Annotated in this window: 10 protein-coding genes; 9 read left to right on the top strand and 1 reads right to left on the bottom strand. The window is 58.0% G+C overall.

Annotated elements, in window-relative coordinates:
* Positions 1 to 25: 25 nt before the first annotated feature.
* From J4772_RS05950 to J4772_RS05940, 3 genes are read left to right on the top strand one after another with little or no spacing between them, the layout of a single operon-like run.
* Positions 26 to 1,219 carry a glycosyltransferase family 4 protein gene (locus tag J4772_RS05950; RefSeq protein ID WP_209074535.1) on the top strand — a complete coding sequence of 398 codons (1,194 nt, stop codon included), beginning with the start codon at positions 26 to 28 and terminating at the stop codon, positions 1,217 to 1,219.
* 5 nt (positions 1,220 to 1,224) lie between these two features.
* Complete coding sequence (locus J4772_RS05945; RefSeq protein WP_209074534.1) at positions 1,225 to 2,508, top strand: metallophosphoesterase family protein; 1,284 nt, start codon at positions 1,225 to 1,227, stop codon at positions 2,506 to 2,508.
* 18 nt (positions 2,509 to 2,526) lie between these two features.
* Positions 2,527 to 5,766, top strand: a complete 3,240-nt coding sequence (locus tag J4772_RS05940) for an AAA family ATPase (protein ID WP_209074533.1) — start codon at positions 2,527 to 2,529, stop codon at positions 5,764 to 5,766.
* On the opposite strand, the gene J4772_RS05935 is transcribed toward J4772_RS05940, so the two are convergent.
* Positions 5,750 to 6,820 carry a YkvI family membrane protein gene (locus J4772_RS05935; RefSeq protein ID WP_209074532.1) on the bottom strand — a complete coding sequence of 357 codons (1,071 nt, stop codon included), beginning with the start codon at positions 6,818 to 6,820 and terminating at the stop codon, positions 5,750 to 5,752. The two genes, J4772_RS05940 and J4772_RS05935, sit on opposite strands and share 17 nt — an antisense overlap.
* Before the next feature lie 380 nt (positions 6,821 to 7,200).
* Between J4772_RS05935 and J4772_RS05930 the strand changes: the two genes are divergently transcribed.
* The 6 genes from J4772_RS05930 (at position 7,201) to J4772_RS05905 (ending at position 15,098) form a co-directional block, all read left to right on the top strand.
* Complete coding sequence (locus tag J4772_RS05930) at positions 7,201 to 8,514, top strand: glycoside hydrolase family 30 protein (protein WP_209074531.1); 1,314 nt, start codon at positions 7,201 to 7,203, stop codon at positions 8,512 to 8,514.
* A gap of 23 nt (positions 8,515 to 8,537) precedes the next feature.
* Positions 8,538 to 9,926, top strand: a complete 1,389-nt coding sequence (locus J4772_RS05925; RefSeq protein WP_209074530.1) for an ABC transporter substrate-binding protein — start codon at positions 8,538 to 8,540, stop codon at positions 9,924 to 9,926.
* An 80-nt stretch (positions 9,927 to 10,006) separates the two neighbouring features.
* Positions 10,007 to 10,879: a carbohydrate ABC transporter permease gene (locus J4772_RS05920; RefSeq protein ID WP_209074529.1), complete on the top strand. Its 873-nt coding sequence runs from the start codon at positions 10,007 to 10,009 to the stop codon at positions 10,877 to 10,879.
* Between the two features lie 14 nt (positions 10,880 to 10,893).
* Complete coding sequence (locus J4772_RS05915; protein ID WP_209074528.1) at positions 10,894 to 11,721, top strand: carbohydrate ABC transporter permease; 828 nt, start codon at positions 10,894 to 10,896, stop codon at positions 11,719 to 11,721.
* 29 nt (positions 11,722 to 11,750) lie between these two features.
* Positions 11,751 to 13,520: a cache domain-containing sensor histidine kinase gene (locus tag J4772_RS05910; RefSeq protein ID WP_209074527.1), complete on the top strand. Its 1,770-nt coding sequence runs from the start codon at positions 11,751 to 11,753 to the stop codon at positions 13,518 to 13,520.
* Positions 13,521 to 15,098, top strand: coding sequence for a response regulator (locus J4772_RS05905; RefSeq protein WP_209074526.1), 1,578 nt, complete (start codon positions 13,521 to 13,523; stop codon positions 15,096 to 15,098).
* Positions 15,099 to 15,110: the final 12 nt, after the last annotated feature.

The raw sequence follows: 15,110 nt of genomic DNA, 5'->3' as shown, positions 1-15,110 counted from the left end.
ACGTCGGAATGAGGAGGTAACGCCGTTGAATATTTTGCAGGCGCTGTTTTTTCCCCCGGAGCAGCCGGGAGGCGTCTCGTCCATGGTTCCCTATATCGGAGAGAGATTTCGCAAAATCGGCTGGAAGATGGAGATGTTCTCGCTTCCGAAACGCATTCGCAACAAAGGTCAGGAAGATATCGAGTTTGCGACGTTCGATTGGCGTCCTTATGCTGGCAACGTAATTATAGATAAGTACATGCAGACATACAAGGACTACCTCTGGTGGGTGAAGCTCCGGCTATCCGGACAGAAATTCGATCTCATTCACGCGCATCATCCGATCGCCGCGCTTGCGATGAAACGGGTATTTCCCGATACGCCGCTGCTGACGACGATCCACTCCAGCTACGAGCGCGAGCTTGTGCTGAACGGCCGGATCGCCGAGGGGGGGCCGGAGCACCGCTTTCTGACTGCAATATACGGGGAATTGGATCTTCAATCCGACCACCTGCTCACGGTTTCCAAGTCCTTTGCTCAGTATATCGGCACTTACCTCCAAGAACCTGACAACACAATTGTTATTCCTAACGGATATGACGAGAGAAGATTCAAACCGGTGTCTCACGATAATGAAGTTACGCAGCTCGTAACCGTATGCCGGCTCGTTCCGGCGAAAGGGTTGGACGTTCTGCTCAAGGCTTGCGCCGAGCTGCGCAAGCGCAATTCCCGGTTCGTGCTTCACATTATCGGAGACGGCCCGATTCGCGAAGAGTTGGAGGAGCTGTCGCAGAAGCTGGGCATCTACGACGATACGATCTTCTACGGCTACATGCTTCATCCGGAAGAGCTGATGCCGTTCTTCGACGTGTTCGTGCTGCCTTCGCGCGCGGAGGCGTTCGGCTCGGTATTCGCCGAAGCGGCGCTCTGCCTGCTGGCGCTTGTCGGCACGAACGTCGGCGGCATCTCGGAGCAGATCGAGGATGGCATGAACGGTCTGCTTGTCCCGCCCGAGGACCCGGTCGCGCTGGCCAATGCTCTCGAGACGGTGATCGTCGATCCGCATTTCCGCTACGAGATGGCTCGCGCAGGCTGGAACAAGGCGAAGGAAGCCTATTCGCTGAACCGCGTCATCAGCGAGCTTAAGCACATTTACACTTCCTTCGGACCGGACGGCGCGGATGCGGACAGCGAGGCCGCGGTCGCAGCGGACGCTGGAGACGGCCGCGAGGAGCCGTAAGCGGGATGGGAGCGCCCTTTACTTTCATTCATGCCGCCGACCTCCATCTCGACAGCCCGTTTAAGGGGCTGTCGAAGGCTCCGCCCGTCGTGAGAGAGAGGCTGCGCGAATCGACGTTCGCCGCGCTTCGTCGGCTCGGAGAGCTGGCGATGCGGGAACGCGCGGATTTCGTAGTCATCGCAGGCGATCTGTTCGATGCGGCGGATCGGTCGCTGCGAGCCCAGCTGCGGCTTCAGCGGACGCTCGGCGATATGGCGAGGCAAGGCGTCCGAACGTATATCGTGCATGGCAACCACGACCATGAGAGCGGTCGAATGGCGCAGCTGGATTGGCCGGACGGTGTGTTCGCCTTCGGTTCCTCAGAGGTGGAATGCCGCATGGCGTATACCCGAGGGGGCGAACCTGCGGCTTATATTTACGGAATATCGTACCCGACCCGTTCGGTAGGGGACAATTTGGCGCTTCGCTTCAAGAGACGGGAGGGGGCGCCTTTTCATATTGCCGTTCTGCACGCTAACGTGGATGGCGATCCCGATTACGACAATTATTCTCCCTGCCGGCTCGAAGAGCTTGCTTCCTCAGGCTTCGACTACTGGGCGCTCGGACACGTGCACGAGCGGCGCGTGCTGCGGGAGTATCCGCATGTCGTCTATCCCGGCAACTTGCAGGGAAGAAGCGTCCGAGAGACGGGCGACAAAGGCGCTTATGTGGTGTCCGTCAACGGTTCGGGAGCGGTGGACATGCGCTTTCACGATCTCGCGGACGTGGTCTGGCGGGAGATCGTCGTTCCGATCGACGGGCTGAATCGGGAGCAGCAGCTTCAAGAGGCGATGCTGGACGCGCTGGAAGAAGCGCGCCGATCTTCGCCGGGGAGAGCGACCGTCGCGCGGCTGCGGCTCGAAGGCCGCGGAACGATGCATGAGCTGCTGCTGCGGGCCGGTGCGGCGGAAGAGTGGCTGGAGGGGCTGCGGGAATGTCTCGCCTCCCCGGAGGAGACGGACGATTGGGTCTGGCCGGAGTCGCTGCATATTCGCACGTCGGGGGAACTGCGCCTGGAAAGCGTCGCCGAGGAGGACGGATTTCTGGGCGAGCTGATTCGTCGCGGAATGCTGGCCGCATCCGATCCGGAGAAGGCGAAGGAACTGCTCGACGAAGCGACGGAGTCGCTGCGCAAGCTGCCGCGCGTGCGGGAATGGTTGGACGGAAGATCGCGCGAAGAACGAGAGCAATGGCTCCGCCGCGCAATGGAATTGAGCGCGTCGCTGCTGCGCGACGAAGGCACGCCCTAGGGGCGGGGAGGTGCGGAAATGTACATACGGGAAATCGAAGTGGACGGGTACGGCGCGCTGAACAATTTGAAGCTTTCGTTCGGAGAGGGACGTATCGCGGTACTGTACGGACCTAACGAAGCCGGCAAGAGCACGCTGCTGAGGTTCCTACGAAGCATGCTGTACGGATTCCCGACGCGCAAGGAGCCGGTGGAGCGGGGAGAGCCGGCATTTGGCGGGCGTCACGGGGGACGGCTTGTTTTGGAGGACAAGGGGGGGCTTCAGTGGCGGATCGAGCGTCATGCGGAACGAAGCGGAGAGATTCGGCTGAGAGACGAGTCCGGCACGGAAAGGGTCGTCGCGCAAGCTGAATGGGAGAGACTGCTGCTCGGCGGCTTGTCGGAACGGCTGTTTCGGCAGCTGTTCGCCGTGTCTCTTAACGAGCTGCATGAGCTGAGGACGCTGCAGGGGGAAGAACTGGGCAACTATTTGTATCATGCCGGTCTAGCAGGAGGCGCCTCGATTACGGAGGCGCGCCGCAAGCTCGGAGGAGAGCTCGACCGTCTCTATCGTCCGAGAGGGTCGACCCAGGAGATGAACCGCCTGCTTGCAGCCATTAAGGATCTGGAGGCGGAGATTCGCCGAAGTCGTGACGGCATTCGCGAGTACGCGGAAGCGACGGAAGAGCTTGCGCGGCTCGAGCAGCGGCTCGCGCAGTCGGGCGAAGATCTGCCCGCGCTTCGAATGGAAGCGGCGAAGCTGCAGGGCGCGCTCGATGCGCGGGAGTGGTGGTTGAAGCGCGAGGCTCTGTTCGCGGAAATCGCCGATCTGCGGGCGGCGCTGCCGGATCCTTCCGCGGCGCTGCTGCCCGAAGACGCCGCTGGAAAATGGGCCGAGCGGAGAAGCTTGCGGAGCGCCGTATCGGTTAGAGTGGCATCGGAGCGGGATGCGCTTGAAGAGCTGCTATGGCGGCGGGCACGTCTGCATTGGGACGAGGAGCGGCTTGCGGCTTTTCCGGAGTTGGCGAGACTGGAAGCGATTCGCGAAGGCGTAGCCGCCAAACGAGAGGAGCGGACCGGGCTCGAGACTGAGCTGGTCGCGCTGAACGATGCAGTTCGCGGATCGCTCGCGTTGATATCGCCGCAATGGGGCGAGGAGGAGCTGGCCGAGTTCGGCGGAATGGCTGCCGATCGCGAGCAGGCGCGCGAGCTGCGGCAAGCGTGGGAGGAGGCGGAAAAAGCCGCGACGACGCTGCGGGCCGAGCTGCGTAGATTGGATAGGCAGCGAGAGGTGCTGCTAGACCAGGAGACGGAACTGGGGGCTGGTGAAGCTGCGGAGGAATACGCGGCGGAGGAAACCGGGTTATCCGTCGAATTCGCGCCCGCAACGAAGTCCGAGCTGCTGCAGATCTGGCATCAGGCGGAGGACGCTCGCAGAGACTATGAGCGCCTTGCGGCTGCCGGAAGGCCGAGATTGCCCGAGAGCGTAGTCCTGTCGCGATCGAGTTCGGGCAAAGGACGCGGAGGCTCAAGCGGATGGCTTGTCTGGGTTGCGGTGGCGATGGCGGTCGCAGGGCTCCTGTGGCCGTTCTTGCCGCTCGGAGGGGAAGGGCTCTCCCCGTTAGCCGTTCTGTTCTCCGCGGGCTTGCTCGCCATGTCCGCCGCGCTCGCCGTATACGTCTGGAGCCGCCGAGGCAACGAGGCTCAGCGCTATCGGGAAAATGCGAAAGCTTCCTCGGAGTCGGAGGAGGCATACCGGGTAAGCCAAAACATAATGAATGAAAAGCTTCGAAAGCTGCTGGGAAATGCTCAGGCCGAAGCCGCTGCGGCACATTTGTCCGAATCGTCGTTCTTGATCGATGAGGCGCCGACGGCGCAGGAAGCGGATGCCTACTGGATAAAGCTGCGCGAAGCGGTTCACGAGCAGATCGGCCTTTGGGAACAAAACGATCGCATTCGCTCGCGAAGACAGGAGCTGCAGGGGCGGATGCAACAGCTGCTCAAGGAGAGGAAGCTCATCGACGAAGACGCCGAGCGGCAGCAGCGGCTGCTGGACGAGCTCGGAGAGCGCTGGCGGCGTTGGTTGATCGCGCGCAAGCTGCCGCTTCATTTGACGCCGGGCGGCGCGCCCGAGCTGTTCGCCGCGGCCGAGCGAGGGCAAGCGGCGCTTAGACAGCGGGAGCGGCTTGAGGAGCGCCTTCATGCGTTGGACCGCACGATCGGCGAATTCGATCGCTCGGCGCGAAGTCTCGCCGAGAAATGGCCTCCTCCGGGCGGGCTTGGCGTGGCGGACGCCCAACTTGCCGTGCAATGGCTGTATCGCATTGCTGCGGAGGAAAGGGCTGCGCAAGAGGCGGCTCAGCAGCTGGAAGCGCAGATGGAGACTGCCGCCGACAAAGTTAGACAAACCGAAGCCGAGCAGGAGCGCGTCGAGGAACAAGTCCGTACGCTGCTGCGCGAGTTCGGCGTTGCCTCCGAGAACGAGCTGGAGGGCCGGATACGTATCGACGAACGCTGCCGAGCGCTGCGAAGAGAAGCTCGCGAGATGCAGCTGCGACTGGAAGCGGGCCGGGACGAGGCTGCGCTGGCAGAGCTGTACGAGCTGCTCGGCAAGCGCGATGAAGCTTCTCTCGCCGTTCTTGTCCAAGAGCGGCAGATCGGGCTTGCCGAGGCCGAGACAAGCCGTTCGGAGCTGCTGGACCGGCGCGGCCGGCTGGCGCAGGAGCTTGAGCGGCTTCGACGGGACGCCGAGCTGGAGGATAAGAGCCAGCGGCTGAGAGAGCTGGGCGACCAGCTCGAAGAGCTCGCCGAGCGATATGCGGTTCTGGCGCTCGCAGACAAGCTGATCGTTCGCACGAAAGCGGTCTACGAAGAGGAGAAGCAGCCCGAGGTGCTGATGCGGGCTTCTCGTTATTTTCAGCGGATGACCGACGGAGCTTATATCCGGATTGTGGCTCCCGGCGATTCGAAGGCGCTGTATGCCGAGACGAAGGAACGCTCATTGCTGGACAGCGTTTATTTAAGCCGCGGTACGCAGGAGCAGCTATACTTGGCGATGAGGTTCGCGCTGTGCGACGCGGCGTCGCCGGAGCAGCCGCTGCCGTTGCTGCTGGACGACCTCTTCGTCCACTTCGACGAGACGAGGCTGGCGCGCACGCTACCGGTGCTCGAAGAGCTTGGAGAGACAAGGCAGGCGCTGCTCTTTACCTGCCATCGTCATGTCGCGCAGACGATAGTCTCCGGCATTGCCGGAGCGCGGCTGATTACGCTGGGAGCTTAGGGGGCGGCTGGGAAGGGCGGGCGGGAAGCGCGTTGTCCCGTCCGATCAGGAACAGCCAGCCCAGGCTGAGCAGACCGAACATCGGGTAGAGCGTCGAGAGCAGCGTGCCGAAGCCGAATTGCCCGGCGAGAAAACAAAGCAGCAGCAGGATCGCCGTCAACATCCAAGGGGACGCTTTCGTTCGTTCGTGGAGTTGGAGCGTAAGCCCGTAAATATCGGCGACAAGCGTTGTGAAGATTTCCATAAAAATCAGGAAAACATACACCCAATGCAGCCATGTTCCGAGCTCCATCGCGAGGCCGCCCATCGGAATATCGAATTCGGCGATGCCCGGCATGCGGGACGATAAGGCGAAATGAGCGGCGAGCAGCAGCGCGCCGATGCCGATTCCGCCCATCCATGCTCCCTTGCGTAAAATTTTAACGTCGCCGATCGTCGATCCGAGCGGAACGAGAACGGCCTGGGACATCGACAGATTAAAGGCGGCGTACAGAAACGGGGACAGCCAGGCCGCCCAAGCAGATTGCTCGTTCGGCGCTCTGAACCATTGATCCGGCAGCGGCTGGCGCAGCATCTCGAATACGAGGAAAGCCGAAAAGCCGATCATGAGGGGAACGACGAACGTATTGATCGTTAAGATGGCGTTCATCCCTTTGCGCAGCAGCAGGAAGCAGGCGAACATCGTCACGATCAGCCCCGTCTGATAGCTCAGATTGAGATGCTCCGCGAAGACGGAGCCTGCTCCGGCCAACATGACCGCGTTGACTCCAAGCAGCACGATTAGCATCATATGGCTGACCCAGCGTCCAGCGCTGTCCCCGAACAGATGCTTGTTCAAGTCTTCGTAGGATCTGGCGTTTAATTTCGCAGACAGGAGCATCACCTTGGCGCCAATCCACACGAAAAACATCGTGGAGACGATGATCAGATACGGTCCCCAATACCCGAAGCGGGTGAAAAATTGCAGTACTTCCCTGCCTGAAGCGAAGCCCGCACCTACGACGGTTCCGATAAATACGAGCGCGACTTGGATGCTTCTGGCCCAATGTTTCATTTGCGGAACCCCCCGACCCTGACTCGTCCATGTTACTTTACTCTATGTTGCCGATTGGACGGGCATGACTCGGGAGGGCAAACGGAGCAGGGGGCATCTGTTACTCCGCAGAAAAATACGTTCGCTTGCCGTCGCCGATGGCTCGCGAACTTTTTTTTCGTTATGGAGCTTCGACGACGAGCACGATTTCACCCTCTTCCCATACGATTTGACCCCCTGACGAACCGTAATTTCCATTCAAACGACCACAATGAGCTCAGGCATACGAAATCGGATACGAAATGGCGATACAATCGCAATATCGTGGCGTTACGGCGGGCGGCTCCCTTTTCCTATAATCGAAATGGTTAGAACGTCAAAAATAAAGGGGGCAACGAAGGATGACAGAGCGGGCGCCAAGAAAGCCGCTGCTCGTGTCGTCGGACGAACGGGCGGTATGGCGGGAGAGCGAGCCGCAGCTTGCTGCCGGGCATCCGACGATCGACTTGGCATGGAAGGGCGATAGGCATCAAAGAATGGAAGGGTTCGGCGGATGCGTCAACGAATTAGGGTGGATGGCGCTCAAGTCGACGAGCGAAGAAGCGCGGCAGGAAGTGCTGAAGGCGCTGTTCGACAAAACCGGCGACGGCCTGCGCTTCGAGCTAAACCGGATTCCGATCGGAGCGACCGATTACTCCGTGAACTGGTACAGCTGCAACGACAACGAGGGCGATTACGCGATGGAGCGGTTTTCAATCGATCGCGATCGGCACAATCTGCTGCCTTACGTCAAGGCGGCGCAAGCGATTCAGCCGGACATGAAATGGTTCGCCTCGCCATGGAGCCCTCCGACGTGGATGAAGCATCCGCAAACGTACAACTACGGCAAACTGGTCGCGACGGAACGGAATTTGCAAGCCTACGCGCTCTATTTGCTGAAATTTGTGGAAGCTTACGCGCAAGAAGGCGTGCGAATCTCCCAGGTTCATTTTCAGAACGAGCCTGTCACGCATCATCGCTTCCCATCGTGCGTATGGACCGGAGAAGAAATGCGGGATTTTCTAAAACGCTATCTAGGCCCGTTGTTTCAGGAAAAGCGGCCGGAAATCGAGCTGTGGCTCGGCACGCTCAACACCGATTCGTACAACAGCTACGCTGGCGTTGTCCTGAACGACCCGGAAGCGAAGGCGTACGTGAGCGGCGTTGGCTATCAATGGGCGGGTAAGCAAGCGATTCAGCGAACGCATGTCGCGTTCCCGGAAATGCGGCTTATGCAGACGGAAAACGAATGCGGAGACGGCAAAAACACGTGGGAATACGCACACTACATTTTCAGCCTGCTGTGGCATTATCTAAATAACGGAGTCGAAAGCTACGTGTATTGGAATATGGTACTCCCCAAAGGCGGGGAGTGCACGTGGGGCGGGTATCAGAACAGCCTTGTCAACGTGGACCCGGATAGCGGCGAAGTGACGTGGAACCCGGAATTTTATTTGTTTAAGCACGTGTGTCGGTTCGTCGGCAATGGCTCTGTCAGACTCGACCTCCAGGGAGGCTGGAGCGGCAACGCCATCGCCTTCGAGAATGCCGAAGGACGCAAAGCGTTTATCGTGCATAACCCTCATGACGCGCCGAGAACGATCGCGATCTCATGCGAAGGGGCTATCTACGAGGTGCCGATGACGGCGAAATCATTCCATACGCTTGTTATTTGATACTAAAGGAGCGCATGATTCTCATGACATGGTTATACGCGAAATTGAAAAAGTCCGCATCCATCGTCCTTGCAACGACGCTAATCGCCGGTTTGGCCGCAGGATGCTCGAACAGCGATAACGGCAAAGGCGGCAGCGCAACTCCATCGGCCGAGACTTCTCCATCCGCTTCCCCTTCGCCAAGCAGTGCCGGCAGCAGCGGGGACAAAATCACGATCCGCTTCGCCTACAACTGGACGGGAGCGGACCCGAAAGCGTCGTATTTCGAGGGCAAGCTGAAGGAATACGAAGCGAAGCACCCGGAAATCTCCTTCAAATTCGAAGCGACGCCGGGCGAGGAGCATCGCACGAAAATCAAAGTGGACACGACGGCCGGCAATTTGCCCGATATTTTCACCTACTGGCTCGGACCTGTTAACCTCAAGCCGCTCGTCGACGCAAACGAAATACTCGACATGGACGAATATTTGAGCAAGAGCGGCACGGTGAAAAAGGAGCAATACACCGATATCGCCTGGTCGTTCTTCGATATTGGCGGCAAGAAGTACGGTCTTCCGCTCGAAGCGTTCAAAGGCTTCTTCATGGCCAACCGCGAGCTGTTCCAAAAGTACAATCTGGAATATCCGAAAACGTACGACGAATTGACCCGAGTTGCCAAGGTGTTCAACGACAACGGCATCGTGCCGTTCAGCATGGGCAGCAAAAACGGCCAGCCTTCGCACTTGTTTTTCAGCTATTTGGCCTACCAATTCCAAAACGGCTTCGACGACGCGCAGAAAATTCCGCAAACGTACCAATACGATACGGACGCGGTCCGCAAAGCGGCGCAAGCGGTCGCGCAGATGAAGGCGGACGGCATTTTCCCGAGCGATACGGTCGCCAATGGAGATTGGGGGCCGCAATTGTCGCTCTATAACGAGGAAAAAGCGGCGATGGTTTATGAATTTCCGTGGATGATCGGCAATGTGAAGCAAGAGATTGTCGATAAGACCGATCTAATCGACTTCCCTGCGCTCGAAGGTTCCGTCGTCGACCCGTCGTCTTACACGATCGGCGCCGTTGCGATGGGGCTGCTCATCAACCGCAAATCGTTCGAGGACCCGGCGAAGCAGCAAGCGCTCGTGGATTTCGCCGACTTCATCAACTCCGACGAGGTGTTGGGAGAAGTGGCGAAGGGCGGTTTGTTCCCGGCGAAGCAGATGGAGCTTGATCCGTCTACGCTTTCTCCTCTATACGCCAAAGCGATGGAATTCACGAAAAACCAAAACGTATGGCCGCATCACGAGAGCTACGTTCCCGACAGCAACGCCTACTCCGTCATCCTGAGCTCTCTGGACGAACTGTTCGCAGGCTTCGTGTCGCCTGAAGATTATGTGTCCAAGACGCAGAAAGCGCTAGATAAGGCGAAGTGACGGATATCGCGGAACAAGGAGGAGGGGGCGCGTTCCCCTCCTTTTGTTTACGCAGCTGTGCAAGGGAGGAAGAGAAGACTATGCGGCGAAAACACGATGCGGTTTTTTACGGCGGATTCGTCTTGCCCGCGGTGATCGTCTACACGCTGTTCATGATCTATCCTGTCGCGATGTCGGCGGGGTACAGCTTGACGGAGTGGAACGGGGTAACCGCCAAGACGTTCGTAGGGTTGGGCAACTATCAAGAATTGATCGCGGACGGCGATTATTGGCAGGTCGTTCGCAATACGGGGCAATTAATCGCGTATTCTCTCATTTTTCAAGTAGGAGCGGGACTCGCAATCGCCTATTTGCTGGCGAAGGTTATGCGCGGGTTCCGATTTTTCCGGTCGGTGATCTTCATTCCGGTTATTATTTCGCCGGTTGCCATCGGATTGATGTTTTCTCTGTTTTACAATTCGGATACCGGGCCTTTGAACCATTTGCTCGATTCGCTAAGCTTGTCCGCTTGGAAAAGACAGTGGCTGTCCGATCCGCATACGGTGCTGAAGGCAGTCATGGCTCCGCAAATCTGGCAGTATATCGGCCTGTACGTCGTCATTTTTCTGGCGGCGATCCAGCAAGTGCCCGAGGAACTCGTCGAGAGCGCGCGGATGGACGGAGCGGGCCCGTTCCGCACGTTCTTCAACGTCGTTATGCCGCAAATCTGGGACGTATTCCAGGTGTGCGTCATCCTGGCGGTGACGGGCTCGCTCAAATCGTTTGACCATGCCTGGGTCATTACGTCGGGAGGACCGGGCAACGCGTCGTCGTTCATCGCCCTGCAAATGTTCAAAACCGCGTTCATCAGCAATCAAATCGGGTACGGCAGCGCGATGACGATTACGATTTTGGCCTATGCGGCCCTGTTTACGATGCTGTTTAAAAGAATTTGCGCCAGACTGTATAATTGAAAGGGGAATGGAGGATGACTTACGCTATGCGGCGGGCCGCCGGGCTGTCGCGGGGTCTCGTGCTCGCGGTTTTCGCTTTGTCGACGCTGTTCCCGTTTTATTGGGTGCTCGTCAGTTCGCTCAAAGACAAGCATCAAATTTACGCCAATCCGTTCGGTCTTCCGGCGAATTGGCATTGGGGCAACTATGCCGATATTTGGCAAACGGCGCATTTGTCGCGTTATTTTTGGAACAGTCTGTTCATCTCCGCCTGCGCGGTGGCGATCATGCTCCTGATCGGAGCGATGGCCGCTTACGTGCTCGCTCGGAGAGAGAAGAGCGGCTGGCTGTACGCGTACTTCACGCTCGGAATCATGATTCCGGTACACGCTATTCTGATTCCGTCCTTCCTGCTGCTCAAGCAGCTTCATCTTCTGAATTCGCATTTCGGTTTAATTCTGATTTACGTGGTAAGCAATCTATCGCTGTGCGTGTTCATTTTGCACGGCTTTCTGAGGGGCATTCCGCGTGAGCTGGAGGAGGCGGCGGCCATCGACGGCTACGGTCGGGTGCGCACGTTCGTCTCCATCGTGCTTCCGCTCGCGAAGCCGGGGCTGGCGACGGTCGGGACGCTCGGCTTTTTGAATTGCTGGAACGAATATTTATTTGCTTACGTGCTGATCGGCAGCGAACCTTCGAAGACGCTGACGCAAGGCGTTATGGCGCTAACCGGGCAGTATTCGACCGACTACGCGCTCGTATGCGCCGGACTTGTCGTTTCGATGCTGCCGCTCTGGCTCGTGTATATGCTGTTTCAAGAACAGATCGTCAAAGGCATGACGGCGGGCGCGGTCAAAGGCTGATCGGTTCGACTTCGGGGAGGGCAAGCGCGATGGGCAAATTCAAACAACCGAGATGGCGGTCTCCGTCCATCCAGACGAAGCTGTTCGGCGCGTTGTTCGTCATTGCGCTGCTGCCCGCCCTCGTCATCAACTGGTATTATTACGAACGCACAAACGTATCGCTGGAGCAGAAAATCAGATCCTATAACGAAGAGCTGCTCAAACAGCTTAGCGATAAAGTCGGTTTCGTATCCGAGCAGGTGAAGACGACAGAAACCCAGCTGATCGCCTATTCCGTCACTTCGCGGGCGTTTGTGGACTACTCGGAAAAGACGGGCGCGGAAAAGCTCGACACGCTCAAGAAGACGGAAGAGCTGCTCGCCAACTTCAAACGATCGTATCCCTATATTACGGAGATTTACATGGTCGGCTCCGACGGGACGATCTATTCGACCGATCCTTACTTGAATCGGGATAAGCTAACGGCGATGCCTTGGGTCGAGGAAGCGCTCCGTACGCCGACAGGCAGGGCGGAGGGCGAGCTGCTGCTCTCCCATACGCCAAGTTATACGCTGCTGCAGGAACGAGAGGTGCTGTCGTTCGTTCGTCCGGTCGGCGCTTACGGCACTCGCAGAGATCTCGCCCTGATCCAGATCGACGTCGATGCGGCAAAGTTTGGCTCGCTATTGCAGCTGATGCCTACGGATCAAACCGAGAGCGTCTTTCTCATGGACAAACAAGGCCGCATCATTCAAGAGCGCACGTCGGCAGAGCTGTCGAATACGGCAGCGGCGGACATCCGCAAACGAGTAGCGGGCAATGCCGGAATCGCCACGACGACGGCAAAGTCGGACGGCCAGACGCTCATGCTTAGTGTAAGGTCGCTGGAAGGGCGCGAGTGGATCATGGCGGTTGCTTCCCCGTTGTCCCGGTACAGCCTGGATTTCCGGCATTTGCGCAATATCCTGCTTATTGTCGCCGCTCTTGCCCTCGTCGTCGCCGTTTTGTTCGCCATTCTGCTGTCCCACGGCATCCTTCGTCAATTCCACACGCTCATTCGCTCGATGAGAAAAGCCGGCGAGGGGCAACTGAACGTCAAGGTGCCGGTGTCGAACAGTCCGGACATCGGCATGGTCGCCGTCACGTTTAATACGATGGTCGAAAAAATCGATCAGTTGCTCAAAGATTCGGTGAAGAAGGAGGAGGAGAAGACAGCGGCCGAGCTGAAGGCGCTGCAGGCGCAAATCCAGCCTCATTTTCTCTACAACACGCTTAATTCAATCAAGTGGATGGCGATATCCGAAGGGGCGGACAAGATCGCCGACGCGGTCGTCGCGCTCGTAAAGGTGCTTCGTTTCACGTACCGAACGAACGAAATTTTTCTTCCGATCAAAGACGAGTTGGAGTTTATTCGGGATTATGTAAAGGTGCAGCGCATGCGGTTCGGAGAAAAGATCGAAGTGGAATACGAATGGGATAAACGGATCGAACGTTACTACACGCTCAAGTTCATCATACAGCCGATCGTCGAAAATGCGATGATCCATGGTTTGGCGAACAAATCATACAATGGCCTCATTATCGTGCGTGGCGTGTTGGACGAAGCGAACCGACAAATCCGGTTCGAGATCGAAGACAACGGCGTCGGCTTCGCGCCTAAGCGGAAGGATCAAATGTCGGGCGTCGGAATGTCGAACGTCAATGACCGGATTCGGATGCATTTCGGCGAACAGTACGGGTTGACTGTGGAGAAACCGCTGCGTCTCCATACGCGTATCGTCATTACGATTCCGATTTTGACCGAAGGCAAGGTGGTCTAGATGTACGATATTTTGATTGTCGAAGACGAAATGCTCGTCACCGTAGGCATTGTCAATAGCATCGATTGGCGGGAAGCCGGGTTTAACGCGCCGCATACGGCAGCCAATGGCAAGCAGGCCTGGGAGCTGATGGGCAAAATCAAGTTCGACGTGATCATGACCGATATCAAAATGCCGGAGATGGACGGTCTCGATCTTGTCAGAACGATGCGCGACCATAACTATTCCGCGGAAGTGATCATTCTGAGCAGCTACACTGATTTCGAGTACGTGAGCGAAGCGCTGGAACTGCAGACGTGCAGCTATTTGCATAAGCCGGCAATGATGCCGGCCGACATCGTGCAAGCGGTCAAGAAAGCGGCGGCTCGGCGGGAGGAGTCCAAGCGGCAAGCGCAGACGGCGCATCGGATCGAACGGCTGTACCTCAACAGCGCGAGAAAGCTGAAGGAACGAATGCTGCTCGATTTGCTTGCCGGCAACGAAGCCAGAGACGAGCAATGGAAGGAAGTGCAGCTTCAATGCGATCCGGCGGCGAGCATCGTTGCGGTTGTCCGCTTTCGCAACGGCGATCAAGTACTGCAGAGCGCTTTTAAAGGAGATGCGACGCTGTTCGCGTACGCCGCGACGAATGTGATCGACGAAGTACTTCGCGCCGGATCCGGGTACGAGTCCGTCTGCAAAGCGCCGGACCTTGCCGTCGTTTTGTTATCCGGCCCTTCGGAAGGCGGTGAAGAGAAGAGGAACGAACGGTTCACGACGCTGTCGCGCGTGCTGCGAACCTACTTTCAGCTTGACGTCGAGATGGCGCTGCAGACCGAGCCGATCGCTCTGCGCAGGCTGTCGCACGCTGCCGGCGCGCTGCTCAAGGTGCTGGGCGAGCGCGAACAGCGAGTTCCTGCGGATCGTCTGATCGTTGTCGACGGAGAGGCGGAGCCGCGCTGGACATACCGTTCAGAGGAATGGCTTGACAGCGGCTGGTTCAGCGATTCGTTCCCCGGCGTGGCCAAAGTAGAACAAATTTATCGCGAGCTTGAACGCAAAAACGCCACGTATCGCCAGACGCTGGAGCTGAGCGGCATGCTGCTCGGTATGCTGCTGCAGCGGGCGGCGTCTTACCCGGGCGTTTTGCGCGAGCTTTACCGCGTCGAACCGGAAATGTACTCCAGGCTGCAAGAGCTGGGCACGGCGCCGGAGCTGAAACGGTACGCGATCAGGCTATGGGAGACGGCGGAAACGCTCATACGCGGCTCGCACCCGCAGGAAATTGAGAAGGCGCTGCAATATGTCGAACGTAACCTGCACGATCAGAAGCTTGGTCTCGAATCGGCGGCCGCGTTCGTCAACGTGAGCCGCGCTCATTTCAGCAGGCTGTTTAAGGAGCATACCGGCGAGACATTCCATCAGTATGTCACCAAGTCGCGCATTCGAAGAGCGGAGCATCTCGCCCGCACGACCGATCTGAAAATGTACGAAATCGCCGAGAAAGTCGGCTATCCAAGCTCCAAATATTTCAGCAAGCTGTACAAGAAACTGATCGGAAAGCAGCTGTCCCAAATTCGTTCGCCAAAAAAACTCTAACCCCGCAATCCA

The sequence above is a fragment of the Cohnella sp. LGH genome, assembly GCF_017671885.1.
Classification (GTDB): domain Bacteria; phylum Bacillota; class Bacilli; order Paenibacillales; family Paenibacillaceae; genus Cohnella; species Cohnella phaseoli.
Note: the sequence above shows the minus strand (reverse complement) of the source record. Positions and strands in the feature narration are given on the sequence as shown.

What these genes read in the sequence shown, in the direction of transcription:
- J4772_RS05945 (WP_209074534.1), top strand. Translation starts at nt 1,225, where the DNA reads ATGGGAGCGCCCTTTACTTTCATTCATGCCGCCGACCTCCATCTCGAC.
- J4772_RS05940 (WP_209074533.1), top strand. Translation starts at nt 2,527, where the DNA reads ATGTACATACGGGAAATCGAAGTGGACGGGTACGGCGCGCTGAACAAT.
- J4772_RS05935 (WP_209074532.1), bottom strand. Translation starts at nt 6,820, where the DNA reads ATGAAACATTGGGCCAGAAGCATCCAAGTCGCGCTCGTATTTATCGGA.
- J4772_RS05930 (WP_209074531.1), top strand. Translation starts at nt 7,201, where the DNA reads ATGACAGAGCGGGCGCCAAGAAAGCCGCTGCTCGTGTCGTCGGACGAA.
- J4772_RS05925 (WP_209074530.1), top strand. Translation starts at nt 8,538, where the DNA reads ATGACATGGTTATACGCGAAATTGAAAAAGTCCGCATCCATCGTCCTT.
- J4772_RS05920 (WP_209074529.1), top strand. Translation starts at nt 10,007, where the DNA reads ATGCGGCGAAAACACGATGCGGTTTTTTACGGCGGATTCGTCTTGCCC.
- J4772_RS05915 (WP_209074528.1), top strand. Translation starts at nt 10,894, where the DNA reads ATGACTTACGCTATGCGGCGGGCCGCCGGGCTGTCGCGGGGTCTCGTG.
- J4772_RS05910 (WP_209074527.1), top strand. Translation starts at nt 11,751, where the DNA reads ATGGGCAAATTCAAACAACCGAGATGGCGGTCTCCGTCCATCCAGACG.
- J4772_RS05905 (WP_209074526.1), top strand. Translation starts at nt 13,521, where the DNA reads ATGTACGATATTTTGATTGTCGAAGACGAAATGCTCGTCACCGTAGGC.